This is a genomic window from Streptosporangium sp. NBC_01639 (assembly GCF_045209755.1).
Lineage (GTDB): Bacteria > Actinomycetota > Actinomycetes > Streptosporangiales > Streptosporangiaceae > Streptosporangium.
Genome location: NZ_CP109272.1, coordinates 7749549 through 7774294, shown reverse-complemented (window position 1 = coordinate 7774294; position 24746 = coordinate 7749549). Strand labels below are relative to the sequence as shown.

The following is a 24746-nucleotide window of genomic DNA, read 5'->3' as shown; positions in this document are numbered from 1 at the left end:
GGGAGCTTTATTTGAGTCCCGTCATCGCGATGCTGTTGACCAGATACCGCTGCAGGACGGCGAACACCAGCAGGCACGGAATCACCGACAGCGCGGCGGAGGCCATCAGCACGGCCAGCGGCGACCCTTCCGTGCGCATCGACGCCAGCCCCACGGTGAGCGTGCGCATCTCGTCCGACTGCGCCATGACGAGCGGCCACAGGAAGTCGTTCCAGTGCCACAGGAACACGAACACCCCGAGGGTGGCCAGGATCGGCTTGGTCAGCGGGATCACGATCTGCCAGTAGATCCGCCACTCGGAGGCCCCGTCGACCTTGGCCGCCTCGAACAGCTCGTCGGGCAGGTCCAGGATGAACTGCCGCATGAGGAAGACCGCCTGCGAGTTGGCCAGCGTCGGCACGATCAGCCCCCAGAAGGTGTCCACCCCGCCGAGCTCCGAGATGAGCACGAACATCGGGATCAGCGTCGCCTGGAACGGCACCATGAGCGTCGCAAGGAACGCCCACATCATCGTGTCGCGTCCGGGGAAACGCTTCTTGGCGAAGGCGTACCCGGCCATCGACGCGGTCAGCAGGATGATCACCACGGACACCAGCGCGTAGATCACCGTGTTGACGGTCCAGCCGACGAACCCGGACGACGACAGCAGATCCACGATCGTGTCCAGCGACAGCGACTCCGGCCACTGCGCGGGCAGGGTGGGCTTGTCCGGCGGCGACAGCGCCACCACGAACATCACGACGAACGGGCTGACCGTGATGACCGACACGAGCGCGAGCAGCACCCACAGCGGCCACCGGAAGTATCTGCGCCGGGCCTTCACCGGCGGCCTCGCGGTCGCGGCGGCGGCGGGGCGGGTGGCGGTGAGCGTCATGCGTTCCCCCGATCGAGCAGGCGGCGCTGGAGCAGCGACACGACGAGCACCAGCGCGAAGAGCACGACGCCTATCGTGGCCGCGTAGCCGAGGTTGGAGAATCTGAAGCCCTGGTCGTACAGGCCGTAGATGAGCGTGTAACTCGCTCGCGCCGGACCGCCGCCGGTCATCACGTAGATGGTGTCGAACGTCTGGAAGGCACCGATGGTCTCGATGACGACGACGAAGAACAGGGCGGGCTTGAGCAGCGGCAGCGTGATCCGGCGGAACCGCTGCCACGGCCCGGCCCCGTCGACCGTCGCCGCCTCCAGGTAGGAGGCCGGGATGGCCTTGAGCCCGGCGAGCAGAATCAGCATGGAGTAACCGAAGCCCTTCCACACCGACACCACCGCCAGCGCGGGCAGGACGAGGGAGGACTCCTCCAGGAATCCGACGGGGCCGAGGTCGAGCTTGCCCAGCAGCCCGTTGATCACCCCGTCGAACTCGTAGATCCACCGCCAGATCACGCCGGCCAGCACGAAGCTGGTGACGTAGGGCAGGAAGAGCATGCCGCGGAACAGCCCGCGCAGGAAGACGACCGCGTTGAGCAGCAGCGCGGTGCCGAGCGCGACGAACACGGTCAGCGGCACGTAGATCGCGACGTAGATCAGCGTGATCCACAGGCTGTCCCAGAACTTCGGGTCGTCGAGCAACCGGGTGTAGTTGTCGACGCCGATGAAGTTCCACTCCCCACCGAGGTTCAGGTCGGTCAGGCTCATGCCCCCCGCGCCCAGGATGGGCACGAACCTGAAGACCAGGAAGAGCACCAACATGGGGAGGACGAACAGCAGGCCCGTCATGGGGTCCCGCAAGCGCTGTCGCACAGCTTCCCGCCTTTCGCACATAACGGCCCCCCACCGGGATGGGGGGCGGGACCCATCAGCCGCCGTTGGCCAGCAGCGTGTCGGCCTCCTTGGCCGCGTCGTCGAGGGCCGTCTTGGCGTCCTTCTTACCGAGCAGGGCCGCCTGGATCTCCGGCACGATCAGCGCCATCACCTGGCGGGCCAACGGATGGGCGTCACCCGGGAAGGCGAACTCCAGCGACTTGGCGAACTCCTGGACGGCCGGGGAGGCGCCGGGCACGGTCACGTCGGTGCGGGCCGAGAAGAAGCCCGACTCCTTGGCCAGGTCGGCCGCGACCTCGGGCGAGATCAGGAAGGCGGCGGCCTTCTTGGCGGCCTCGATGTTGGGCGAGTGCTTGGCCAGCACGAGCCCGCCGGGGATGCCGAACGCCACCTTCTTCTTGTTCTCCAGCGGCAGCCCGACGCCGACGTTGTCGGCGCCGATCGACGCGCCGAGCTGGGTGACCTGCTGCGCGGTGGCCGCATGGTAGACGGCCGTCTTGCCCGCGGCCAGCGGACCGCCCTCGATCTCGTTCTTCTTGGTCGCCGCGTTCTCCGGCAGACCGCCCAGCTTCTGCAGGTCGAGCAGAAACTGCAGGGCCTCGACGCCCTCGGGACCGTTGAAGGCGACGCTCTTGCCGTCGGCGGCGAACACGGTGCCGCCGTTGCCCCACAGCAGCGGGTAGAAGCTCTGGTTCAGGCTGACCTCGGGGCCGCCGGGGTAGTCGAGGATCGCCACCTTCTTGGCGGCGAGCTTGGGCGCGGCGGCCTTGAACGCCTCCCAGGTCTGGGGGAACTCGGCCACGCCCGCGTCGGCGAAGGCCTTCTTGTTGTAGATCGGCGCGGTGATGGTCTGGTAGACCGGCGCGCCGTACAACTTGCCGTCCAGGGACAGCGCGGTCAGGGCGCTGGGCAGGAAGGAGGCCTTGGCGGGGGCCACCACGTCGTCCAGCGGGACGAGCGTGCCCTGCTGGGCGTACTGCGGGATCTGGTCAGGACCGAGCACGACCAGGTCGAAACCCTTCTTCGAGGCGAGCGCCGTGGTGATCTTCTCCTGGCGCCCCTCCCAGGGCTGCTGATCGATCTTGAGGTCGATCGTGGCGTTCTTGGCCTCGAAGTCCTTCTCGACCTTGGCCCAGAACGCCTGGCTCTTGGCCTGGTCCCCGATCACGGGATACATCCACAGTGTCACCGTGCTCTTGTCCGACCCTGAGCCGGAGCCGCCGCATCCGGCGAGCGTGACTCCCAGGGCGGCCGCGAGGCCGGCGAGTGCAACCTTCCTCATCGGGCCTTCCTTTCATTGTTAATACCGGTCTAGACCGAAATCTAGCGACCGCCTTCAGGAAGGGTCAATGCCCGATATCTGAACGTAACGACGGAATCCATCGGCGATCGCCGTGACATGGTCGTCGGTGTAGTTCTCGTTCAGGTCCACGATCAGCAGCGTCTCGCCGACCAGACGATCCGCCTCGGGGCAGGCGGCGGGCGGCGCCGACAGCGGGAACCTGGACGTGCCGTACATCGGCCCGTCCCACAGCGGCGCCCGGTTGAGCGGTTCGGCCAGATACCCGGCCCGGGCCGGAATCCCGTCGGCCGCCAGCTTGGCGGCGAGCTCGGACGCTCCCCCGCCGGGCAGGACAACGGGGAAGTACCACCACGCGTGCCCGCGCGGGTCGGGCAGGGCGAGTCCGGGCAGCCCCGCCAGCTCCTCCAGCAGCCGCAGCGCCCAGCGCCGCCGAGCGGCCACCACTCCGGGCAGCTTGGCCAGCTGCGCCCGGGCCACGGCGGCGTGCAGGTCGGTCATCCGGTAGTTGAGCCCGAAGCTCAGGTGGTGCCGCCCACCGGCCCGGTCCCAGCCCTTGTCGGAGAACAGCCGCATCGTCCGGGCCAGCTCGTCGTCGTCGGTGATCACGAGGCCGCCGTCACCACACGTGATGTGCTTCCACTGCTGCAGGCTGAAGCAGCCGACCTCGCCGACGCCGCCCACCGGCCGCCCGTCGGGCAGCTCGCCCAGCCACGCCTGCGCGCAGTCCTCGATCAGCATGAGCCCGTGCTCGTCGGCGACCGTCCGCAGCTCGTCCAGGGCGGCGGCCGCGCCGAAGAGGTGCACCGCCATGATCGCCCTGGTACGCGGAGTGATCGCGGCCCGTACGGCGGCCGGATCGAGGTTCCCGGACAGTGGATCGACATCGGCGAAGACGGGGACCGCGTTCTGCGCCACGATGGGAGCCACGGTTCCGAAGTCGGTCATGGGCGTCGTGATGATCTCGTCGCCCGGATCGGGGGCGGCCGCCACGACCGCGAGGTGCAGAGCCGCGGTGCCCGAACTGCACGCGACCGCGTGCCGGGCACCACACAGATCGGCCATCTCGCGTTCGAGCGCCTTGGCCTCGGTGCCCCAGACGGAGTTGAGCATCCCCGAGCGGATCACCCGCTCGGCGGCGGCCACCTCCTCGTCGCCGAGCGTCCTGCCGGCGGCTTCCGCGGCATTGGGGAATTTCAGGGTCATGCAACACCTCGCACGAGATAAATTCACAGCGGTCTCGACCGTGATTCGGCCAAGGAGCTTCGGCAGGGCTCCTCATCGGTGTGACCGGCCCCACGAGCCGGTCGACGACATGGCGGCCGGCTGCCCCTTCAGCGCAGCCACCGGTCCAGTCCCTCGGCGACGAACTCGTCGTCGCGGAGCCACGGATAGGCCGCCCAGATCCGGTCGATCTCGGCGAGCTGCCCGGGGGAGAGCTCCTCCTCCCGGTCCAGACACCAGCGACCGGCCAGCAACCCCTGACGGCGCAGCACCTCGTGGATACCGGGAATGCAGCCCTGGAAGCCGTGCTCGGCGTCGAAGATGGCGGCGTTGGCGTCGGTCAGGTGCCCGTCGAGGGTGAGCAGCCTGCGCACGGCCGCGTCGTCGCCGCCACGGGCCCGCCGCGCCTCGTCGAGCAGTTCGACGGCCCGCTTCACCCACACCGCCCACTGGCCGAGCAGGCCGCCGACGAACTGGACGTCGACCTCCTCGCCGTCCACGACGACGCGGTGCGGGGTGATCAGGTCCGACAGGATGTGGTCGTCGTTGCCGGTGTAGAGCGCCACCTCGCGGGCGCGCCCGGCCCGGACCACGCCGTGCAGCACGTCCAGCGTCCGGTAGCGGTTGAACGGGGCGGCCTTGATGCCGACGACCGAGTCGATCGAGGCCAGGCGTGTCCAGTAGTCGCGGCTCAGCGTCCGGCCGCCGACGGCGGGCTGCAGGTAGAAGCCGATGACCGGCAACACCTCCCCCACCGCGCGGGTCCGCTCGATGAGCTGGTCCTCGTCCAGGTCGCGGTGCGGACTCAGCAACACCATGTGGTAGCCGAGCGAGGCCGCCAGCTCCGCCTCCGCCACCGCCTGCGCGGTGCTCCCGGTCGCGCCCGCCACCAGTATCACCTCGCGCTCGTAGTCGCGGGTGGTCTCGGCGGCCAGTTCCAGCACGGAAGGCAGCAGATCGGTGCCGTGGATCGCGAACTGGGTGGTGTGCACCCCGACGGCCAGTCCCCCCGCCCCCGCCTCGACGTAGTAGCGGGTCAGCGCCCGCTGCCGCCGCTCGTCGAGCCGCCGGTCCTCGGTCAGCGCCAGCGGGTGCGCCGGGATGACCGTGCCCTTGCGGAACAGCTCGTGAACGGAGCCCTGTCTCTCAGGTGCCGTGCTGAGCACGTGCGTTCCCCTTTCGCCCTCGTCGGTGTGGTCAGAACGCGCCGTCACGGCGCTCGAATTTGGTCGGCTTGCCCAGCAGCGGCCCCCCGCCACCCACCCAGCGGGCGGTGTGCTCGACCAGCTCGGCGAGCGTGAGGTCGGGGTAGCCGAACAGGCCGTGGCAGCGCGAGGCGTTGGACAACAGCGCCGTGGGGGCCTCCTCGCCGGTGAAGACCGGCTCCCTGCCCAGCCGGCGGCCGAGCTCGGTGGCGACCTGCCGTACCGAGACCAGCTCGGGTCCGGTCACGTTGAGCACGTACGGCGGGTCGGAGGCCAGCAGCAGCGAGCGGAGCGTCACCTCGTTGGCGTAGCCCTGCCAGACCACGTTCGCCTGGCCGGTGGTCAGGTCGACGGGCTGCCCGGCGACGATCTTCTGAGCGAGGTCGACCAGCACGCCGTAGCGCATCTCGACGGCGTAGTTGAGCCGGATCAGCGCGGTCGGCGTGCCGCGTTCCTCGGCGAAATGAGTGAGCACGCGCTCACGGCCCAGGCAGCTCATGGCGTAGTCGCCGACCGGCCCGGTGAGCGAGTCCTCGGTGGAACCGCCGGAGGTGACCGGGACGAGCGGGTAGACGTTGCCCGTCGACAGTGCGGCGATCCGGCTGCCCGAGAACCGGTCGGCCACGCGGCCCGGCAGGTAGGCGTTGGTGAACCAGGTGGCGTGCTCGCGCCCCGCGGTGCCGAACTTGGCACCGACGAGGAAGACCACGTTGGGCGCGTCGGGCAGCTCCCGCAGCGCGTTCTCGTCGGCGATGTCGGCCGCCACGACCGTGGCGCCCTCGTCTTCGAGCGCCCGGGCCAGGCCCGGCTCGGAGAAGCGCGACACCGCGATGACGCGCTTGCCGCCTCCGGCCGCCCTGATCCCGTTCAGTGCCAGGCGGACGAGGCTGGGGCCCAGCTTGCCGCCGGCGCCGAGCACCATGATGTCGCCGTCGAGCTTGCCCAGATCTGCGACCAGCCCGTCACGGGGGCGTGCCAGGCGCTCTTCCAGCTCTGCGATGGTCCGCACGCGGAACTCCTCACTCTCATTTACGGTCCAGACCGTAACTTGACGAGAGTTCGGCTGTCAACGCCCGCCCGCCGTACCGGGCGGCCGGATCCTCGGTACAAGCCTTGCGAGCGGTCGCCGACGTGCCGAGCACCGCCTCAGTCCGCTCCCAGGGCATCGGAGCCCGGAGCGCCGCTCACCGTTGCCGGGAACGTGTCCACGACGCCGGCGCCTCCGCGCAGGGGCTGCCCGAATCAGGCCGGCAGCGTGTGCGTGCGGTGGTGACTCAACCGGCCTCGGGGGCGGCGGACGGTTCCTCGATCGGGAACAGAATCGGGCTGATCAGGTATTGCGCGCGGTCGGGCGTGGATCGGTTCGCCAGCCGGGGCGCGATCGCGCTGCGCAGTTCGCTGATCATCTCGAGGAGCTCGTCCCGGTCGAGCCAGACGGCGTGCTGCTGGTAGCCGACGGGATCCGCCATCGGGTCGGCGTGGTCCCGGTCGAGGTAGGCGTTGAACTCGGCGAGCAGGGTGGCCATCGCCGTGGCGAAGGCGCGCCGGTGGTCGTCGAGTGACAGCGACTCGATCGTGTCGGGGTCGATCGACGCCCGGTCCTGACGCAGCCGGTATCGGCGCTCCACCGCGCCGCGTACGCGCTGCTCGTCGGCCACCTCCAGGATCCCCCCGGCGGCGAGCAGGTCGACGTGCCGGTAAACGGTCGCCTTCGAGACGTCGGGGATGCGGGCACACAACTGGGACGTCGTCAGCGTCCGCCCGCCGCGCATCGCGTGCACGACGCGCAGCCGTACCGGGTGCCCCAGAAGCTCGAACGTATTCACCTCTTTACGGTCTCACATCGTGCTACCTTTCTCAAACAACGAGAAAGGTAAGGATGAGGATGACGATGGGAACCGACCCGGCGGCGACCGCCGTCGCGGTCGTCGAGATGGCCTGCAAGGGGCGCTTCGCCGAGATCGAACGGCTCTTCGCGCCACCGCTGCGAACGTTGGTCGACGCCGAGCTGCTGCAGACCGCCTGGACAGCCGAAACAGGCAAGCGCGGACCGGTGTCCGCCATCGGGGAGCCGGTGAGCGAGCCCGCCCAGGCGGGGCTGGTCCGGGTGAGCGTCCCGGTGACCTGCGAGCGCGCGGGACTCACCGTGGTAGTGGCGGTCGACCACGACGGCATGCTGAACGACCTGCGGCTCGCCGCGGCCACCGCGCCCTGGACGCCGCCGCCGTACGCCGACCCGGCGACGTTCGACGAGCACGACGTCACGGTCGGCGACGGTCCTCTCGCCGTGACCGGCACGATGAGCCTGCCGCATGGGCCCGGCCCGCGAGCGGGTGTCGTGCTGCTCAGCGGAGGAGGGCCCTTCGACCGCGACGCCACCAGCGGAGCCAACAAACCGCTCAAGGACCTGGCCTGGGGGCTGGCCGGTCGCGGTGTCGCGGTGCTGCGGTTCGACAAGGTGACCCACACCCACAGCGGCCAGGTGGCGAACACGGCCGGCTTCACCATGACCGACGAGTACGTGCCGCACGCGGTCGCCGCCGTTCACCTGCTCCGGCAGCAGCCGGGCGTGGACCCCGCCCGCGTCTTCGTGCTCGGCCACAGCATGGGCGGCAAGGTCGCGCCGCGCGTCGCGGCCGCCGAGCCGTCCGTCGCCGGTTTGGTGATCATGGCCGGCGACACGCAGCCGATGCACCAGGCCGCCGTCCGCGTCGTCCGATACCTCGCCGCACTGGACCCCGGCCCGGCGGTGGAGGCGGTCGTCGAGACGATCACGCAGCAGGCGGCGACGGTCGCCGGTCCCGACCTGTCGCCGTCGACACCGACCGAGGCGCTGCTGTTCGGCTGGCCGGCGGCGTACTGGCTGGATCTGCGCGGCTACGACCCGGTCGCGACCGCGACGGCGCTGGACAAGCCGATGTTCATCCTCCAGGGTGGCCGCGACTATCAAGTGACCGTGGCGGACGACCTGTCAGGGTGGGAGGCGGGCCTCGCTCACCGGCCGGATGTCACGATCCGCGTCTACGCCGACGACAACCACCTGTTCTTTCCCGGCGCGGGTCCGTCCACGCCCGCGGAGTACGAGCCCCCGCAGCACGTGGACCCGGCCGTCGTCGCCGACATCGCGGAGTGGCTGACGCCGGAGCGCGGGAAGACCGCTTGACCGGTTTCCGGCGTCTAGCGCCTCACGAACCGAGAGCCGTGCGGACGCGGAGGGCATAGGACTCGGCCTCGGCGGGATCGTCGTATCTGGTACGGGGCCAGAAGAAGCCGCGCAGTCCGTCCTTGCGGTTCCGGGGAACGACGTGGACGTGCAGGTGCGGGACGCTCTGGCTGATCCGGTTGTTCATCGCGACGAACGTGCCACCCGCCTCCAGCCCCTGCTCGACGGCGGCCGCGACGGACCGGACCCGTTCGAAGAACGGCCCGACCATGGGTGCCGGCAGGTCGGGCAGCGTCTCCACGTGAGTCCTGGGCGCCACCAGGACATGGCCCTTGAAGACGGGCCGCGTGTCCAGGAAGGCCACGGCCACCTCGTCGGAGAGCACCGTGTGGCCTGGCTGCTCCCCCGCCCCGATGGCGCAGAACAGGCATTCTCCGGCCGCCATCACGTCAGGACAGCAGCCGGCGGGCGGCACGGACGACCGCCTCGTCGACCATCCGGCCCCGGGCGTCGGTGACGACTCCGGTCCCGGCGGCCTCGAACCGGGCGATCAGGTCGCGGGCCTCGCCGAGCTCCTCATCGGTGGGGGTGAAGACCTCGTTGACCACGGACACCTGGGCGGGATGGATGCAGGCGCGGCCCCGGAAGCCCAGCCGTTTCAGCGCGAGGGTGGAGGCGCGGAGGGCCTCCAGGTCACGGAAGTCGGTGCTGACCGGGGCGAGGGGCGGGGTGAGCCGGGCCGCCGCGGAGGCCAGGACGACCTGGGAACGGGCCCAGAGCAGCTCGCGCTCGTCGGGACCGGTCTCGACCCCGAGATCGGCGCGGAGGTCGGCCTCACCGATCTGCAGCCGGGAGACGCGGGGGCCTCGGGCGATCTCCGGCGCGGACAGGACGGCCGCGGCGCTCTCCAGCAGCGGGCAGACCGCGATCGAACCGCCGGGCAGCCCCTCGGCGGCCTCGGCCGCGGTCAGCACCGCGTCCACGGCCTCCAACTCGGCGACGGACTCGGTCTTGGCCACGCAGACCCCCCGCACCCCCCGCACGGCGACCGCGCGCAGGTCCTCGTGGCCCGCCTCCCCCGGATTCACCCGGACGTAGATCTCCGGGCCGCCGGGCCGCGGCGCGCGCAGCCACCCGGCCACGGCGGCGCGGGCCGCGGCCTTGTGCGCGGGCAGGACCGCGTCCTCCAGATCGACGATCAGGGAGTCGGCGCCACGGTCGAGTGCTCTGGCGAGCTTGTCGGGCTGGTCGCCCGGGACGTACAGTGCGGATCGGATCACCATCCGACCCTAGCGCCACTCCTCACCAGCCCACCTTGGCGGTGCCGGAGATGAGGGACCTGGCGATGACCATCCGCTGGATGTCGTTGGTCCCCTCGCCGATGGCCATCAGCGGCGCGTCCCGGTAGAGGCGTTCGAGGACGAACTCCTGGGAGTAGCCGTAGCCCCCGTGGATCCGCATCGCCTCCAGGGTGGTCCGCAGCGCGACCTCCGAGGCGAAATACTTGGCCATGGCGGCCTCGGAGTTCACCGCGCCGCTCTCCGAGCGGGTCGCCGCCCAGTAGGTGAGCAGCCTGGCCGCCTGGATGTCGGTGGCCATGTCGGCGAGCTTGAGCTGGATGGCCTGGAAATCGGCGATGGGCTGCCCGAAGGCGTGGCGCTCGCGCGAGTAGTTCAGCGCGGCGTCGTAGGCGCACTGGGAGATGCCGACCGCGCGGGCGGCGATGTTGACCCTGCCGAGTTCCAGGGCCGACAGCGCCTGCTGCATGCCCCGCCCCTCCACCCCGCCGAGCAGCCGCGACACCGGGACGCGGACGTCGGTCAGCACGATCTCGCAGGTCTCGGTGCCCTTGTACCCGAGCTTGGGCAGATCCCGGCTGACGGTGTATCCCGGGGTGCCGGCCTCGACCAGGATGAGGGACATGCCTCGGTGTGCGGGTTCGGTGACGGAGGTCTTGACCAGGACGGGCATCGGGTCGGCGTGGCGGGCGTTGGTGATCCACGTCTTGGTGCCGTTGATCACGTAGTGGTCGCCGTCGCGGACCGCCCGGGTCTGGATGCCCTGCAGGTCGGTGCCGGCGGCGGGCTCGGTCAGCGCGATGCCGGTACGGCGGGCGCCGGTGGCCAGGTCCGGCAGATAGGTCTCGCGCTGCTCCTCGGTGCCGTGCCGGGCGATCATCCAGGCGGCCAGCGAGTGGGAGCCGAGCACCCCCGCCACCCCCATCCACCCGCGTGCGATCTCCTCGAAGACCAGCGCGAACGAGACCCGGTCCAGCGCCAGCCCGCCGTACTCCTCCGGGATCGTCATCCCGAACAGCCCCAGCTCCTTGAACCGCTCGACGATCTCGGCGGGATAGCGGCCCTCCCGTTCCCACTCGGAGGCGACCGGCACGATCTCCTTGTCCACGAACTCCCTGAGGGTCCGGCGGAACAGCCGCTGTTCGTCGTTCAGCTCGAAATCCACCACGGGGTCCTTTCGAACACGGTGAGCCGGCGGCCACCGGAACGGGGAGGGGCGAGGGTCCGGCCGGTGCCGGTCGGGCGGGACACGGCCGTCATGCCGTCAGCGGCCCGGTCTTGGCCTGCGGGAAGTATCCCTTGTCGTGGGGGGCGTCCCGGCGGTAGACCATCACCGAGCGGCGCCAGGACATGATCTCGTCACCGTCCTGGTTGAGGCCGCGCGTTCGGCAGGTGACGATCCCGGCGTAGGGCCGCGACCCGGACTCGCGCTTGTCCACCACGATCGACTCGGCGTAGAGGGTGTCGCCCACGAACACCGGGTGGGTCAGCTTGATCTCGTCCCAGCCGAGGTTCATCAGCGCGGTCTGGCTGACGTCGATCACCGAGATGCCGAGGACGATCGCCACGGTCAGTCCCGAATTGACAATGATCTTCCCGACCGGCGCGCGTTCGGCGAAGTGGGCGTTGAAGTGGTTCTGGTTGGTGTTCATCGTCAGCAGGGTGAACCACGTGTTGTCGGCCTCGCCGATCGTGCGGCCGAGCGGATGCTGGTAGACGTCGCCGACGACGAAGTCCTCGTAGTACCGGCCGAGGCCGGGTTCGTGCACGGTCACGGATCTCTCCCTCGACGACGGGAACCTGACGTTAACGGTGTGGTGTTTCGAGGGTCAATGAGCCCACCCGACGGGGACGTGAGAACTGATCCGCCGGTTGGGGCCGGCGGGAGTTCGAGAGGCTTGGGCACCGGCTTCATTGTGGACAGACAGCACTTTCATCACCCGCTGCCGCATTTCTTAACGGCCCCGGCACGATCCGGCCGGACGGCATGACGGCCGCGTCCGCGGCGTTCAGCCGCCGGCCGGCCGCAGCCCGTCCATCGCGAAGCGCAGGAAGCGATCGGCCTGCTCCTCCGGCATCTGCTCACGGACCCAGGCGGCGGCGTTCATCAGCGCGGCCACATCCGCCCCCGTCGCATCGTGACGGATGACGCCCGCCGCATGGGCGTTCGCGATCAGCCTTTCACCGATGGCACTCATCCGCACGCATGACTCGTGCAACTCCGACGCGTCGTCGTCAAGGCCGTCGATCAGCATGGCGACCAGCCCGCGGTACACGGCGGCGTGCTCCACGACCGCGTGCACCCAGCCGGTGAGCGCCTCCGCCGCCGAGGGATGGGCGAGCAACCTGTCGCCGGTCTCGAAGAGGACGTCATTGCGGTCCTGAAGCAGTGCGCCGACCAGGGCGCGGCGGTTGGGGAAGTGCCCGTAGAGCGTGCCGATCGCGACTCCGGCCCGCCGGGCGATGTTCTCCAGCGACGCCTCGGTGCCGTTCTCCCGGAAGGCGGAGTCGGCCTCGGCCAGCAGGCGCTCGTAGTTCCGTCGTGCATCGGCACGAGGCCGCCGCCCTGGGCGAGTTGTGTTCATATAGGCATTCCTTGCTAATTCGAGGCTGCCTCGCTATATATTTATCGAGGCAGCCTCATTTTATCCCTCGGGGGCATGGCGAACGCTCGCCCACGATGCCTCACCATGAGCAGGAGAACAAGAAATGATCTTGGTAACCGGCGCCACCGGATCCATCGGCAGGTATCTCGTGCGGCGCCTCCAGCAGGAACAGGCGCCCTTCAAAGCGCTGGTCCGCGATGAGACCAAGGGCAGGACGCTGGGCTGTGACTTCGTCGTCGGCGATCTGGACGATGCCGACTCCATCGCCGCGGCGCTGAAGGGGGTCGACCGGCTGTTCCTGAACGCCGCCGGCGCCCAACCGGTCTCCGGAGAGCAGCCGATGATCCGCCAGCAGAAGACCGCCATCGACGCGGCGAGGGCCGCCGGCGTGTCGGAGATCGTGAAGATCTCGGTCTGGCATGCCCACGAAGGCGGAAGGCTCGCCGAGGGGGCGCACTGGCAGATCGAGCAGCACCTCAAGGCGTCCACGCCGAACTGGTCCCTGCTGCAGCCCAGCGGCTTCATGCAGAACTTCATCACCGGTGCGGGCGCCTTCACCGACGACGGGAAGCTCGTCGGCGCCTACGGCGACAGCGCCGTGTCCTACATCGACTGCCACGACATCGCCGCCTGTGCCGCCGTACTGCTGACCGGGTCGCCCGGGACGGGCGAGAGCTACGTGCTGACCGGCCCGGAGGCGCTCACCCAGGCCCAGATCGCGGAGAAGCTCTCGGCTGCGACGGGGAGGACCGTGGACTACGTCAGCCTGTCACCGGACCAGTTGGCCGCCGCGCTGAAGGCACAGGGTCTTCCGCCGCAGTTCGCCGACGATGTCGCCGTGCTCTCGGAGGAGGTGGCGTCCGGCTCCCTGGCCACGACGACATCGGCCGTACTGGACCTCACCGGCCGCGCGCCGCGCACGTTCGACGAGTTCCTCGCCGACAACCGTGAGGCGCTACGGAGCGGTCCGGTGCCGTCGGACGGGTGAGACGCGCTCCGTGCCCGCCGGTTCCGGCTACCGGCAGGCGGCGGAGCCGGGCCGGTAGCATGCACGATGATCGGCGTTCCCGAGATCGCGAGGAGATGGCCCGGTGGATCTGATCCCCTATGACGAGTGGCGGTCGGACGCCGTGGACCCCGCGTTCAGCGAGTGGCTGCGCGCGCTGAGCGAGCCGGAGTGGGCGGCGGTGGTGGCCCACCCGTTCGCCGCGTCGATCAGCCGGGGCGACGTCGCGGACGACGACATGCGCCGCTACCTCCTTCAGGACTTCCAGTTCGTCGACTCCTTCACCGCGCTGCTCGGCGCGGCCGTGGCCAGCGCGGACAGCTTCGAGTCGCGGGTGCCGTTCGGCCGGTTCCTCGGTGAGACCGCCACCACCGAGGAGAAGACCTACTTCCACCGCGCACTGGCCGCCCTCGGCGTCACCCCGGCGGAGCTGGCCGCTCCGCGGACCGAACCGGTGACGGCCGAGTTCCGCGCCCTGATGGACGAGGCCAGGACCAGCCTGGACTACCCGCTCATCCTCGCCGTGCTGTGTGTGGCGGAGTGGAGCTACCTCGGCTGGGCGAGCCTTGCCGAGGAACCGCTGCCTGACACCTTCGTCCACCGCGAATGGATCGACCTGCACGAGGGGCCGGTGTTCCGGGCGTGGGTGGGGTTCCTCCGCGGCGAGCTCGACCGCCTCGGCCCTCGGCTGGGAGAGGAGGAGCAGCTCCGGGTGCTCGGCTTCTTCCGCCGCGCCGTACGGCTGGAGCTGCGCTTCTTCGACATGGCCGCCGGCGCCTGACCGTGCGTCACCCCGGGGGAGGACCGGAGCGGTAGAGCCTCTCGGCACCGTCCTGGGCGGCGTGGTCCTCCTCGGGAGCGTAGAGGCGGAGCTGGAGGCCGTCGGGGTCGAGGAAGTCCATGGCGTGACCGGCGGAGGCCCTGATGACCGGGCTGTGCGGGATGCCGAGGGCGTCGAGGTGGGCGGTCCAGGCGTCGAGGCCTTCCCGGGTGGTCTGGAGGGCGAAGGGATCGGCGCCGGAGAGAGCCGCGGCGAGGACGGGATTCTCCCGGAGGGCGAGCTGGACGTCGGCGCCGGGAAGGTCGAAGGCCATCCCTCTGACCACGCCGTCGCCGTCCTCGAACCTGGTGCGCAGCCGGAGGCGGAAGACCTGCTCGTACCAGGCGTGGCTCCTGGCCAGGTCGTTCACCCAGATCTTGAGATGGTGCACCCCGCTTACCGCGGCATCCATGGCGGTCTCCCTCACTGTTTCACCGTCGTGGTGACGGTCCTGGTGAAGCGGTAGTTGCAGAACCTCTCACGGGACCTCTCCCGGTCGAGGTGCCGGGTGAACTGCTCCTCGTTCAGCCCGTCGAAACTGTCGAAGCCGAGCCTGGCCACCGCGGCTCCCGTCGCCCCGCGGGGGAGGTGGGCGGTGAGGACGATCCTTCCCTGGTGCGGGATCCGGCCGCGGGTGTCGCACCAGACGCCGTCCGCGTACCGGTGGCAGGCGAAGGTGGCGATCCGTTCTCCATCCTCGCCGAGGAGGGTGGCCCCGGTCGGCCCCTTGGCTCCCCTGGGGAAGCTGCCGCCCACCCAGAAGGAACCCCAGTAGGGGGCGAAGGAGGGCGTCCAGGTCATGGCGTAGTCCAGGACGTAGGTGACGCGCCCGCCCGGGGAGGCCTGGGGTGTGCCCTTGGCGACCACGTCGATGGCGACCAGGGCGTCACGCCCGCACTTCTTGACGGTGGCGAGGCAGGTGGCCTCGGCGGGACCGGTCGGGGACAGGGCGGCTGCGATGAGGGCCAGGCCTACGGCGATACCGAGAGCACGGCGCATGAGACCTCCTGGGTGTCCTGCCGGGGTGAACGCTACCTCCGCCGTGACGCCTCCGCCCCGGGAATTTCACAATTCCGGCATCGATCTCAACGTTCCGGCGGCCCGAACGGTTCACCGAAGCTTGGGCGGCGGGGCCGACCAGGGTGGACACGGAACCGGCGAGGGGAACGGGCACCCCGCGGGGGCTGATCGGCAGACGCCCGGTGAACGGGTCTCACCGGCGTCCCCACGGGATGACGGGATTTCGCGGAGGTGAGGATCCCGGACGAGCGGAAAGGAGGGGGTCCGCCGCTCGACCGGGAAACGGTCAGATTACCCCGACCGCCCACCGGGCCGCTCCTGGCGGGGCGATCGGCGGAGGCGGAAATCGTCCGGCCGCCACCCGGCCGGCGCGAGAAGTCCCGCCGACGAGAAGTCCCGCCGACGTGAGGCGGCCGGGCGACTCCGTCGTCGCCCGGCCGCCTCATCCTTCCCCGGAGACCGGCGAAGGCTCCGGGGAGGGACCTCTACCTCTTCCTGTTCCTGCCCCGCCTCATCATGCGGACGACGACGAGGGCGAACGCGGCGGCCACCGCGAAGGCCGCAACCGGACGTTTGCCCGCCTCTGTCCTGACCTTCTCCGCCGCGTCCTTGATGTCAACGGGAGTCACCTCTTTGACCCGTCCCACGACCTCCGGGGCAGCCTCCTTCACCCGCTCCACCATCTGGGTGGCGGTACCGGCGGTGGCCGCCCCCACCCGGCGGATATCTTCGCCCATCTGGGTGGCCGTCTCCTGGACGCGGCCCTTCACATCGGTCTTGTGCACCAAAGCCTCCACGGTGTCACCTAGTTCGCGGCGGTCGTTCTCGATGTCCCGCCGCACGGATTCCCTGCTCGTCTTCCCGGCGTCCGTCGTGTCGCCGTCCCTCTTGCCCGCACCGGCAACGGCACCGGCGGTGCCGCCGGAGACCGCGCCGCCGGCAGCACCTCTGTCGGCGTCGGTCCTGTCCAACTGCTGGGGCGTCCCGTCGCGATCGGACGGCGGGCCGCCGAGATCGGTGGTGGGGGTGCCGTCGGCTGCCTCCGGCGCGTTCGGCGGGATGTTCAGCGATTCGCGCTCGTCCGGCGTGATGGGCTCGCCGACCGCTTTCCTGCGGGAACCGGTGGTCCCGGCATCCCCGCTCTCCCGGTCGGGTGTGCCTGGATCGGTCTCAGTCATCAAATCTCCTTGAGCGTGGAGACCCAGGGCCTCGGCCCTGGGGAGGAGGTCAGCGGTGTGCTCTCTCCTTGACCGCGTCGATGTCGTGCCTGAGGCTCTCCATCGTCCGTGCGGGAGCCGGTGGGGAGGCCGCGGACACCTGGCGCTTGCCCAGGAACCCGAGGACGGCGGCCACGATCAGGAGGACGACGCCCACGACCACCGCCGCGACCCAGGCGGGCATCGCCAGGGCGAGGAGCAGGATCACGGCCGCCACCAGGGCTCCGCCTCCGTACAGGGCGATGACGCCCGCGCCGCCGAACAGCCCCGCGCCCTTCCCCGCGTGCCTGCCCTTCTCGGCGAGTTCCATCTTGGCCAGGCGGAGCTCGTCCTTGACGAGGCGTGAGACCTCCTCCGACATCTGCCTGATCAGTTCGGCCGTGGACAGACCGTCTTTGAGATTACTGGTCATGGCGTGCCTCCTCCCTCTGGTCCCTACACGAGAAGGCGTCTACCCTCACCCACCATGGCAAACCTCCGCGCGGAGGCGGTGATCACGAGTGGCGGCACGCCTGCGCCCGTATCCCCGGGCATCGCGCCGCGAAAATCGGCGGGCCCTGTCGAGAAGGCCGGACGCACGGGTGTCGCCGCGGCGCACGGCACGGTAAAACAATCTTCAAGCCTTCTCATCGGCACGGGAAGCCCGGAGGCGCCCAAGATCATGATCGACGCGGAACCGGGTAGGTGCGCGGGAGGGTCTCCGGCCGCCGTCCCCCTGCTGTTCGACGGCGGCCGGCTCCCGGCCGCCGGCCACGGATCTCCTGACAAGAGGTAGCCATGACCAAGAACATCGTCGTCACCGGCGGCACCCGGGGCATCGGCCTCGGCCTCGCCAGGGCGTTCCTGGAGCGCGGCCACCGGGTGGCGGTGTGCGGCAGCCGTACCCCGTCGGTGGAGAAGGCGGCGGCCGAGCTGGACGTCCTGGCACTGACCGCCGACGTCGCCGACCGGAGGCAGGTCCAGGCGCTGTGGGACGCGGCCGCCGCGGAGTTCGGCCGGGTGGACATCTGGATCAACAACGCGGGGATCTCCCACAGCCGGGCGCCGCTGTGGAGGCTGCCGGAGGCGGAGATGCGGGCGGTCGTCGACGTGAACACTGTCGGTGTGCTGAACGGCACCGCGGTGGCGCTGGCCGGAATGGCCGCCCAGGGTTCCGGTCACGTCTGGAACATGGAGGGGCTGGGCAGCGACGGCCGCTCGGTCCCCGGGCTGAGCGTGTACGGCGCGACGAAACGGGCACTGAACTACCTGACGAGGGCGACGGCCAAGGAGGTGCCGCCAGGCGTCTCGATCGGGCTGCTCAGTCCGGGCATGGTGGTGACCGACCTGCTCACCCACGACTACGACCCGGAGTCGCTGGAGAAGGCCAAGAAAATCTTCAATATCCTGGCCGACCGGGTGGAGACCGTCACTCCGTGGCTGGCCGAACGTGCGGTCTCCCAGACCCGCAACGGAGCCCACGTCCGCTGGCTGACCCCCGGCAAGATCATGCGCCGGTTCGCCGCGGCCCCGTTCGGCAGGCGCGACGTGTTCGGTGAGAAGGGCGGCGAGGAGGGCGGCGCGCACCCGAGGTGACCGCGCCCCATCCGTTCCGCCGGGAAAGTGCCGGCGGACAGGCCTGGGTCATGCGTGCGAAAGCATGTGGAGATGGACTTCCACCGTCTCCCCTCCCCCATCCCATGACGGCTCGGTGAGCAGCCTGGCCAGCGCGAACCCGCTCTTCTGCGCCACCCGGCAGGAGGCGGGGTTGTCGGCCGCGTGCCGGAGATCCAGCCGGGACAGGTCGAGTCGGGCGAACGCCCACCGGGCGACCGCGTCCACCGCGTGACCGGCCACGCCCCGGCCACGTGCCCCGGCCAGGATCCAGTAGCCGATCTCGCCGACGCCGTCGCCGGGGGTCCGGACCCTGACGTGCCCCAGCACCTCGCCGGCCGTCGTGTCCGTGATCGCGAACGAGGCCGACGAGCCGTCCGCCCATCCCGCGGCCCGATCGGCGATCCACGTCCGCTCGTCGGGCTCTTCCGGGGTTCGGGTCGCCCACCGGCGGATCTCCGGGTCACGCAGCGCCTGCGCCACCGCCTCGGCGTCGGCCGGGCGCCACGGCCGGAGGTGGAGCTTCCCTGCGGTGATCTCCATGGGTTCCACGTCGGCCGAGCGTACACGTGTTCGAGAAAATCTCGCACGGCGCTGTCCGGTGTTTTCTTCCCAGGGCTGAAGCCCGGATCTCCATGCCCAAGGAGATTCGATGATCGTAGATACTCGGGCACGTAAGGGTGGCGGAAAAGTAGAGATACACGGGAGCATGAGACCCTTGCCCTACTTCGATGCACAGTGAGATGCACAGTGAGAAGGGCGGCACGCGAGAGATGGCACAGATCGTCGGCGGCGGACGCCCGGTCAACGACGCCGAGCGCCGGGTCATCGCCCATCTGCGGGACAACGCGCCCAGCGACTGGCTGTTGCTGCACAACATCGAGGTGCCGCGTGGCGACGACACCTTCGAGGTCGACGTCATCGTCCTGACCGGCCACTCACTCTGCGTGATCGACGTCAAGGGCACCCGGGGCCGGATCGAGGTCTCCGGAGCCCGCTGGTTCCCGGCGCGGCGGGACGCGTTCCGCTCTCCGGTGGCCAAACTCCGCGGCAACGGGCGCGCGCTCAAGGGACTGCTCACCCAGGAACGACGTGAGCTGGAACGGGTCTACGTCGACAGCGTCGTCGTGCTGACCGGTCCGGACGCCGAACTGGTCGACCCGGCCGGCCGTGACTCTCGGCACGTCACCGACCTGCGCGGCCTGATCGGCACACTGAGCAACGTCTCACGGGTCAGGCGCGGCTACACCCCGGACGCGACGCCCTACCGCACCCCGATCCTGGAAGCCCTGAACGGCAGCGTGCGGCGCTCCACCACGCCGCCCCGGTTCGGCAACTGGGAGGTGGAGGAGCAACTCGGCGGCGACAACCGGGTCACCGAGTACCGGGCGATCAACGCGACGGTCCCGGGCAGTGAGACGGTCCTGCTCCGGGTGTACCGGGCCGACCCGCTGGCCGAGGACGAGCCGCGCGCGGCCGAGCGGCGGCTGATCGCCAACGCCTACCAGTCCCTCACCCGGATCCCCCCGCACCCGTGCGTCGTGCGGTCCCGCGACTTCTTCGCGATCGACGACGAGAGCCGGTTCGTGCTGGTCCTCGACGACGTGCACGGCCAGGCGCTGCACCTGCACCTGACCTCCTCCCGGCGGTCGCTGTCCACCGGCGCCATGCTCGACGTGGTTGAGGACATGCTGCTGGGCCTGGCCCACGTCCACGCCAACAACGTCATCCACCGCGCGCTCAGCCCGGCCTGCGTCCTGGTGACCGAGGACGGCCGGGCGATGCTGACGGGGTTCGACTACGCCAAGCCGGGCCCTCGCGCACACACCGTCGCCAACGAGCTCCCCAACGTCCTCGACACCCACTACGTGGCCCCCGAGTGCCAGTCGGGTCCCGAACGGATGACGGCCGCCTCCGACGTGTACGCGGCCGGGGTGATCGCCTTCCAACTGCTGGCCGGCGAGCTGCCTCCGGCGGGCCCGGACGCCGAGATCGCCGTGGACGGCGTTCCGGCCGAGGTCATGGAACTGCTGCGGCGCATGCGCGACCACACGCCCGTCAAACGTCCGGACGCGGCGGAGGCGCTGAACGCCCTGCGGCGGGCCCGTGAGGGGCTGGTGCCGGAACGGGACCCGGTACTGCTCGACAGGATCCGGGGCAGGTTCCGGCGCCTGTCCGGCCGGGAGACGTGAAGGCGGATCGGCGAGGGAGCCGCTCCGCCGCACCCACCGGAACGCGCGCGGCCCCGGGGTGAGTGCTCACCCCGGGGCCGCGCCCTCTTCTTCGCCGTCTCGTCAGCGCTTGGGTCCACGGGAACGGAAGCGGGCCACGAACTCGCGCAGCCGCTGCTGGTTGCGCGGGTCGCGGGCCATGACCTTGGCCTTCTCGAGATTCCTGTGTCCCTGCGGAGTGCTCAGGTAGCGCCGGATCTGGTCAACCAGGGATGCCATGTCGTCCTCCAATCGCTCAAGAGGAACACTTCCCCGCCAAGCCCGCGCCAATCAGGACGCGCGGGCCGGATCGAACGGCTCAGGAGTCGACGAAGTCGTCGGGGACCATCACCCGCAGGCCGTTGGGGACGGTCCGGATCGTGATGGGGGTGGTCAGGCGGACCTCGCCGTCGACGTCGGCCGACAGCGGGGGGTCGGTCTCCAGGTGCATCTCCCGGCCGACCACGAAGGGTCCGCCCGCCAGGCTGCGCCAGCGGCCGCCGGCCGCGCGGACCAGGGTCTCCCCCAGCAGCCTCAGCCGCTTGCCCGAGCCGAGCTGGTAGGCGACCAGCCGGCCGTTGTCGATGCTGATGTCCTTGGCCACCTGCCAGCCGCCGTGGAAGCGGCCGTTGGCGATGTTGAGCTGGTGGGTGAGCAGTTCGTGGCGCCTGCCGTCGACCGTGAGGAAGGCGCGGAACGGCTGGTGGCGCGGGAGGACCGTCAGGGCGGTGAGCGGGTAGGCGGCGCGGCCGAGGAGGCGCTTGAGCCAGGGCCTGACCGTGCCGGCCACCTCGACGGAGACCCCGAAGCTGGCCAGGTTGGCGAACTCCCGGTCGCCGGCTATGCCCAGGTCGATGTCGGCGACCTTGCCGTTGCGGAACACCTGGATCGCGCCGCGCAGGTCGAGCGGGAGGCCGAGGCTGCGGGCGAAGTTGTTGGTGGTTCCCAGGGGCAGCACACCGAGCGCGACGTCGCGGTGGGCGACGTGCTTGACGGCGGCGCTGAGCGTGCCGTCACCGCCTCCCACCACGAGCAGGTCGGGCCGGGCGTCCAGGGCCTCCTCCAGCGTGGCACGCAGCCGCCTGGGGTCGTCCAGGGGGTACAGGCGGATCGGCTCGAAGCCCTCGGCCCGGAGCGTGCGGACCACCTCCGGATAGAGGCGGCGACCGCGGCGCGACCGCGTGTTGACCACCACGCAGAGCCGGCGTCCGGTCCGGACGGCCTCGGTGTGCTCGGCCTTGCTGCGAAGCTCTGCCACGCTGCCCCCTCGGTCGGTTCTCCCCCTGCAGATCGTAGGGCCCCGCCGTCGGTGGACGGCGGGGCCCGGTGATCGGGTCCGGGATTACTTCTTGGGCGGGGTCACGTAGACGATCGCACCGAGGTTGCCCGGGAGCGGGGTGAGCAGCCGGAGCTTGACGCCCAGCGCCTTGCCCTCGTCGCCGGGGTTGCCGGTGCCGAGGACGTGGCCGTTGCCGAGGTCGGTGCCGTACAGCTCGGTGGCGGGGGTGCCGTCGGCGTTGACGACCCGGGTGCTGTAGGGCTGGTCGCCCTTGGAGGGGACGACCACCGAGGCGTCGAAGTCGCGGTAGCCGAGCGCCCCGTCACGGACCTCCATGCCCGGGTACCAGGTCTTGGCGTCGGTGAACTCGGGGACGCCGGACTGCGCGCCGAGCTTGGTGCAGTACTCGCTGAACGGCTCGCCCGCCGCCTCCACGCACTCGGTGAAGGGGTAGGTCTTACCGAAGGAGAAGGCCGCGTTGCCGGTCTGGACGCGTCCCTGCAGGTTGTCCCTGAGCTCGCCGTCCTTCTCCGCCGCCACGCCGGTACGGCGGAGCGGTTCGTAGTGCGAGTCGACGAGGAGCAGGCTGCCCTTGGAGCCGATGCTCGGCGCCAGTTCGAGGTTGTTGACCAGCGAGTTGTTGGTGAAGGTCGAGTCGCGGTACCAGACCAGCAGGCCGGGCGCGTTGTACTTGAACTTCTCGACCTTCCAGGCGCCGTCTCGGGAGTAGTTCGTGTCGTAGGCGTACTGCAGGCCCTTGTCGAAGCCGTCGAAGTTGCGCCACTCCGCGAGGTAGAACCGCGAGACCTCCCGCTGGCCGTCGTTGACGACCCAGCCCTGGCCGTGGGTGTTGGTGAAGGTGCCGCCGCTCGGCGACCAGTCGCCGAGGCCGCCTTCGACGTCGTCGCTCCAGACGGTCTGGGTGCCGTCGGTGAGCGCGAAGTCGTCGGCGTGCCAGCCGCGCGGGGTGAAGGCCGCGTCGGTGTCGTAGACCAGCCGGAGCTTGACGGTCTTGCCCGCGAACGGGGTCAGGTCGACGTAGTCGTGCCGCCAGCCGTCGGTGTTGCCGGTGAGGCCGTACTTCCTGTTGCCGAACTTGGCGAGGTTCTTGTTCGGGTCGTCGTAGGAGTCGTCGGTCGAGACCAGGGCACCGCTCTCGGCGTAGACCTTCTGCTGGGTGTAGGTCGCGCCGCCGTCGGCGGAGACCTCGACGAAGCCGAAGTCCCAGTCCTGCTCGATCTCGTAGTTGTTCCAGAGCCAGAACTTCACGTCGGTCCCGGCGGGGACCTGAACCTCACGGGTGATCTTGGAGTCGCCCCACTCCTGGTCGAGGTTGGACCAGAGCGCCTTGGTGCCGCTGTGCGGCTTGACCATCTCCAGGGGTGCGCTGTCCAGGTTGACCCGGACACCGTCCTCGGTGAGCTTGGGCGTGCGGGAGGACTGGCCCACCGTCACCGCGCGGGCGCGGTCACCGGGGTTGAAGACCTTGGGGTTGGCCCAGCCGAGGATCCACTTGTCCCACAGGCCCATGTGGGTCGGCATCGACTGGAAGACCGGCCCGCTGTGCGAGCCGCTGGACATCAGGTCCCAGAAGTCGACGGCCGAGGAGCCCTGGCCGCTGGTGTCGTAGAGGTCCGGCAGGCCGAGGTCGTGGCCGTACTCGTGGGCGAAGACGCCGACGCCGGAGTCCTCCGGCTGCACGATGTAGTTGGAGATCTTCACGTCCTTGCCGGGGACCTGGTAACCGCCCGCCACTGCGCTGGAGTGGGCCCAGATCGCATAGGTGCCCTCGGCGCCGCCGTCGGAGGACTTGTCCTTGCCGGCGTGGACGAGCACCAGGTGGTCGACCACCCCGTCAGGCTCGGCGAAGTTGCCGTCACCGTCGGAGTCGGCGACGTCCTCGACGTCGTAGTCCGCCCAGGGGAAGGCCGGGTCGGCGGCGGCCAGGGAGTTCACCGCGTCGATGGCGAGCTGGCCGGGACCGAGCGGGTTGCTCGGGTGGCCGGACATGTCCTGGATCTCCTTGCCGCAGGCGCGCGCGCCGTAGTAGGCCTCGGAGTGCGGAACCTTGATCCACGGACTCGCCTGCCCGGTGACGGTGTAGGCGCCCTTGGACATCTCCTCATACATGTTCTTCATGGTGTGCTTGGAGATGTCGATGCCCTTGCGCCCGTCCCGGGGATCGGTCAGGTCGGGGCGGACGCGCTGGGTGATGCCCGCCGAGCTGTAGAGCATCTTGTTGAAGTGCTCGGGGCTGAAGTCGGGCACCCAGAAGCTGTTGTTGTCCTTGTGCGCCAGCGACGCCGGATCGGGGATCTTGTTGTGCAGCGGGCCGTTGAGCAACGTGCCCGGCGGCTCGGTGACGCACGTGTCGTCGGTCACACTCGCCGGACGGACGAATCCGGAGAAGTCATCGTTCGCCGTGTCGTTGAACTCCACCAGCAGGGTGAGCAATTTCGCGGACTTGGCGGTCTTGGCCTTTTTGAACAGGAAGTCGGCGGGGTTGAGCCCGCTCCGGATCGCCTCGGCCTCGCGGGCCGCCAGCACCCGTGCGGCGGCGGGGTTGCCGCCGGAGAACTTCTGTTCGATCTTCCTGGACGGGCCGGCCTTGCGCGCCTTGGCGCCGGGCACGGCCGGGTCATGGACCTCCGGCTCGTCCCTGGGGGGCGCGTAGTTGATGTAGTAGTCGGCCGCGGTCGGCTGGTACCGCGCGGCCGAGGTGTCGGCCTCCGCCGACGTACCGCCCATCGCCAGTCCTGTGGCGGCCAGGCCGACCACGGGCACCATCGCGAGAAGGCCCCTGCGAGCGCCTCTGCCTCTGCTGGTCAACGCATACCCTCCCTGCCCGGGTTCGCCGGGCGCGGACGCTCCTGGCGCGTCTGATGCGCGCACAGAGCGGGAGGTTAGACGAGAAGGTAAAGCAGAAGTAAAGGCATCACATGATGTTGTGAAACTGTGATTTCACCGTTTCAAGAAAACGATGATGGTTTCCACTCCGATACGCCGGAGGGCACCCCACGGTGGCCGGAAGCGGGGTCGGCGCCGGG

Annotated in this window: 25 protein-coding genes; 5 read left to right on the top strand and 20 right to left on the bottom strand. The window is 70.0% G+C overall.

Annotation, left to right across the window (positions count from 1 at the left end):
- Positions 1–7: 7 nt before the first annotated feature.
- The 7 genes from OHA77_RS35290 to OHA77_RS35260 form a co-directional block, all read right to left on the bottom strand.
- Entirely contained in the window at positions 8–874 is an 867-nt protein-coding gene (locus OHA77_RS35290; RefSeq protein ID WP_326823873.1) for a carbohydrate ABC transporter permease, read from the bottom strand.
- Complete coding sequence (locus OHA77_RS35285; RefSeq protein ID WP_326823874.1) at positions 871–1737, bottom strand: sugar ABC transporter permease; 867 nt, start codon at positions 1735–1737, stop codon at positions 871–873. The genes OHA77_RS35290 and OHA77_RS35285 overlap by 4 nt, the downstream gene beginning before the upstream one ends.
- A gap of 55 nt (positions 1738–1792) precedes the next feature.
- The gene (locus OHA77_RS35280; RefSeq protein WP_406313614.1) at positions 1793–3040 is read right to left on the bottom strand and encodes an ABC transporter substrate-binding protein; all 1248 of its coding nucleotides are present in this window, start codon (positions 3038–3040) and stop codon (positions 1793–1795) included.
- A 54-nt stretch (positions 3041–3094) separates the two neighbouring features.
- Complete coding sequence (locus OHA77_RS35275; RefSeq protein WP_406313613.1) at positions 3095–4264, bottom strand: DegT/DnrJ/EryC1/StrS family aminotransferase; 1170 nt, start codon at positions 4262–4264, stop codon at positions 3095–3097.
- A gap of 128 nt (positions 4265–4392) precedes the next feature.
- Positions 4393–5496: a dihydrodipicolinate synthase family protein gene (locus OHA77_RS35270; RefSeq protein WP_326823877.1), complete on the bottom strand. Its 1104-nt coding sequence runs from the start codon at positions 5494–5496 to the stop codon at positions 4393–4395.
- A complete protein-coding gene (locus OHA77_RS35265) occupies positions 5480–6496 on the bottom strand; it encodes an NAD-dependent epimerase/dehydratase family protein (protein ID WP_406313612.1) in 1017 nt (338 codons plus the stop codon). Before OHA77_RS35265 ends, OHA77_RS35270 begins: the two co-directional genes overlap by 17 nt.
- Before the next feature lie 265 nt (positions 6497–6761).
- A complete protein-coding gene (locus OHA77_RS35260; RefSeq protein ID WP_406313611.1) occupies positions 6762–7313 on the bottom strand; it encodes a helix-turn-helix domain-containing protein in 552 nt (183 codons plus the stop codon).
- Between the two features lie 59 nt (positions 7314–7372).
- Between OHA77_RS35260 and OHA77_RS35255 the strand changes: the two genes are divergently transcribed.
- Positions 7373–8650 (top strand): alpha/beta hydrolase family protein, encoded by a 1278-nt coding sequence (locus OHA77_RS35255; protein WP_406313610.1) that lies wholly within the window; start codon positions 7373–7375, stop codon positions 8648–8650.
- 22 nt (positions 8651–8672) lie between these two features.
- On the opposite strand, the gene OHA77_RS35250 is transcribed toward OHA77_RS35255, so the two are convergent.
- The 5 genes from OHA77_RS35250 to OHA77_RS35230 all read right to left on the bottom strand — a co-directional run bounded on the left by OHA77_RS35250 (position 8673) and on the right by OHA77_RS35230 (position 12533).
- Positions 8673–9095 carry an HIT family protein gene (locus OHA77_RS35250; protein ID WP_406313609.1) on the bottom strand — a complete coding sequence of 141 codons (423 nt, stop codon included), beginning with the start codon at positions 9093–9095 and terminating at the stop codon, positions 8673–8675.
- A 4-nt stretch (positions 9096–9099) separates the two neighbouring features.
- Positions 9100–9933, bottom strand: coding sequence for an HpcH/HpaI aldolase/citrate lyase family protein (locus tag OHA77_RS35245; RefSeq protein ID WP_406313608.1), 834 nt, complete (start codon positions 9931–9933; stop codon positions 9100–9102).
- A 19-nt stretch (positions 9934–9952) separates the two neighbouring features.
- Positions 9953–11113: an acyl-CoA dehydrogenase family protein gene (locus OHA77_RS35240; RefSeq protein WP_406313607.1), complete on the bottom strand. Its 1161-nt coding sequence runs from the start codon at positions 11111–11113 to the stop codon at positions 9953–9955.
- Positions 11114–11204: 91 nt separating this feature from the next.
- Positions 11205–11723, bottom strand: a complete 519-nt coding sequence (locus tag OHA77_RS35235; protein WP_326823884.1) for a MaoC family dehydratase — start codon at positions 11721–11723, stop codon at positions 11205–11207.
- Between the two features lie 234 nt (positions 11724–11957).
- A complete protein-coding gene (locus tag OHA77_RS35230; protein ID WP_406313606.1) occupies positions 11958–12533 on the bottom strand; it encodes a TetR/AcrR family transcriptional regulator in 576 nt (191 codons plus the stop codon).
- Between the two features lie 124 nt (positions 12534–12657).
- Here OHA77_RS35230 and OHA77_RS35225 point away from each other — a divergent pair, with 124 nt between their 5' ends.
- Both OHA77_RS35225 and OHA77_RS35220 read left to right on the top strand, forming a co-directional pair.
- Positions 12658–13542 (top strand): SDR family oxidoreductase, encoded by an 885-nt coding sequence (locus tag OHA77_RS35225; RefSeq protein WP_406313605.1) that lies wholly within the window; start codon positions 12658–12660, stop codon positions 13540–13542.
- Between the two features lie 103 nt (positions 13543–13645).
- Positions 13646–14341 (top strand): TenA family protein, encoded by a 696-nt coding sequence (locus OHA77_RS35220; RefSeq protein ID WP_326823887.1) that lies wholly within the window; start codon positions 13646–13648, stop codon positions 14339–14341.
- Positions 14342–14348: 7 nt separating this feature from the next.
- Here the strand turns inward: OHA77_RS35220 and OHA77_RS35215 are convergent, their stop codons facing one another.
- From OHA77_RS35215 to OHA77_RS35200, 4 genes are all read right to left on the bottom strand, one after another.
- Positions 14349–14792: a VOC family protein gene (locus OHA77_RS35215; protein WP_406313604.1), complete on the bottom strand. Its 444-nt coding sequence runs from the start codon at positions 14790–14792 to the stop codon at positions 14349–14351.
- A gap of 11 nt (positions 14793–14803) precedes the next feature.
- A complete protein-coding gene (locus OHA77_RS35210; protein ID WP_406313603.1) occupies positions 14804–15379 on the bottom strand; it encodes a hypothetical protein in 576 nt (191 codons plus the stop codon).
- Positions 15380–15885: 506 nt separating this feature from the next.
- Positions 15886–16578, bottom strand: coding sequence for a DUF3618 domain-containing protein (locus tag OHA77_RS35205; protein ID WP_406313602.1), 693 nt, complete (start codon positions 16576–16578; stop codon positions 15886–15888).
- 49 nt (positions 16579–16627) lie between these two features.
- Positions 16628–17029, bottom strand: a complete 402-nt coding sequence (locus OHA77_RS35200; protein ID WP_406313601.1) for a phage holin family protein — start codon at positions 17027–17029, stop codon at positions 16628–16630.
- A gap of 365 nt (positions 17030–17394) precedes the next feature.
- On the opposite strand from OHA77_RS35200, the gene OHA77_RS35195 reads away from it, so the two are divergent.
- Positions 17395–18192: an SDR family oxidoreductase gene (locus OHA77_RS35195; RefSeq protein WP_406313600.1), complete on the top strand. Its 798-nt coding sequence runs from the start codon at positions 17395–17397 to the stop codon at positions 18190–18192.
- Between the two features lie 48 nt (positions 18193–18240).
- Here the strand turns inward: OHA77_RS35195 and OHA77_RS35190 are convergent, their stop codons facing one another.
- Positions 18241–18753, bottom strand: a complete 513-nt coding sequence (locus tag OHA77_RS35190; protein WP_406319926.1) for a GNAT family N-acetyltransferase — start codon at positions 18751–18753, stop codon at positions 18241–18243.
- 188 nt (positions 18754–18941) lie between these two features.
- On the opposite strand from OHA77_RS35190, the gene mads6 reads away from it, so the two are divergent.
- The gene (mads6, locus tag OHA77_RS35185) at positions 18942–20402 is read left to right on the top strand and encodes a methylation-associated defense system protein kinase MAD6 (protein WP_406313599.1); all 1461 of its coding nucleotides are present in this window, start codon (positions 18942–18944) and stop codon (positions 20400–20402) included.
- Positions 20403–20504: 102 nt separating this feature from the next.
- On the opposite strand, the gene OHA77_RS35180 is transcribed toward mads6, so the two are convergent.
- From OHA77_RS35180 to OHA77_RS35170, 3 genes are all read right to left on the bottom strand, one after another.
- On the bottom strand, positions 20505–20660 hold the full coding sequence (locus tag OHA77_RS35180; protein ID WP_326823894.1) for a hypothetical protein: 156 nt from the start codon (positions 20658–20660) through the stop codon (positions 20505–20507).
- A 79-nt stretch (positions 20661–20739) separates the two neighbouring features.
- A complete protein-coding gene (locus OHA77_RS35175; RefSeq protein WP_406313598.1) occupies positions 20740–21678 on the bottom strand; it encodes a diacylglycerol/lipid kinase family protein in 939 nt (312 codons plus the stop codon).
- An 84-nt stretch (positions 21679–21762) separates the two neighbouring features.
- Entirely contained in the window at positions 21763–24528 is a 2766-nt protein-coding gene (locus OHA77_RS35170; protein WP_406313597.1) for an immune inhibitor A domain-containing protein, read from the bottom strand.
- Positions 24529–24746: the final 218 nt, after the last annotated feature.

What these genes read in the sequence shown, in the direction of transcription:
- OHA77_RS35290 (WP_326823873.1), bottom strand. Translation starts at nt 874, where the DNA reads ATGACGCTCACCGCCACCCGCCCCGCCGCCGCCGCGACCGCGAGGCCG.
- OHA77_RS35280 (WP_406313614.1), bottom strand. Translation starts at nt 3,040, where the DNA reads ATGAGGAAGGTTGCACTCGCCGGCCTCGCGGCCGCCCTGGGAGTCACG.
- OHA77_RS35275 (WP_406313613.1), bottom strand. Translation starts at nt 4,264, where the DNA reads ATGACCCTGAAATTCCCCAATGCCGCGGAAGCCGCCGGCAGGACGCTC.
- OHA77_RS35255 (WP_406313610.1), top strand. Translation starts at nt 7,373, where the DNA reads ATGACGATGGGAACCGACCCGGCGGCGACCGCCGTCGCGGTCGTCGAG.
- OHA77_RS35250 (WP_406313609.1), bottom strand. Translation starts at nt 9,095, where the DNA reads ATGGCGGCCGGAGAATGCCTGTTCTGCGCCATCGGGGCGGGGGAGCAG.
- OHA77_RS35245 (WP_406313608.1), bottom strand. Translation starts at nt 9,933, where the DNA reads ATGGTGATCCGATCCGCACTGTACGTCCCGGGCGACCAGCCCGACAAG.
- OHA77_RS35230 (WP_406313606.1), bottom strand. Translation starts at nt 12,533, where the DNA reads ATGAACACAACTCGCCCAGGGCGGCGGCCTCGTGCCGATGCACGACGG.
- OHA77_RS35225 (WP_406313605.1), top strand. Translation starts at nt 12,658, where the DNA reads ATGATCTTGGTAACCGGCGCCACCGGATCCATCGGCAGGTATCTCGTG.
- OHA77_RS35215 (WP_406313604.1), bottom strand. Translation starts at nt 14,792, where the DNA reads ATGGATGCCGCGGTAAGCGGGGTGCACCATCTCAAGATCTGGGTGAAC.
- OHA77_RS35210 (WP_406313603.1), bottom strand. Translation starts at nt 15,379, where the DNA reads ATGCGCCGTGCTCTCGGTATCGCCGTAGGCCTGGCCCTCATCGCAGCC.
- OHA77_RS35205 (WP_406313602.1), bottom strand. Translation starts at nt 16,578, where the DNA reads ATGACTGAGACCGATCCAGGCACACCCGACCGGGAGAGCGGGGATGCC.
- OHA77_RS35200 (WP_406313601.1), bottom strand. Translation starts at nt 17,029, where the DNA reads ATGACCAGTAATCTCAAAGACGGTCTGTCCACGGCCGAACTGATCAGG.
- OHA77_RS35195 (WP_406313600.1), top strand. Translation starts at nt 17,395, where the DNA reads ATGACCAAGAACATCGTCGTCACCGGCGGCACCCGGGGCATCGGCCTC.
- OHA77_RS35190 (WP_406319926.1), bottom strand. Translation starts at nt 18,753, where the DNA reads ATGGAGATCACCGCAGGGAAGCTCCACCTCCGGCCGTGGCGCCCGGCC.
- mads6 (WP_406313599.1), top strand. Translation starts at nt 18,942, where the DNA reads ATGCACAGTGAGATGCACAGTGAGAAGGGCGGCACGCGAGAGATGGCA.
- OHA77_RS35180 (WP_326823894.1), bottom strand. Translation starts at nt 20,660, where the DNA reads ATGGCATCCCTGGTTGACCAGATCCGGCGCTACCTGAGCACTCCGCAG.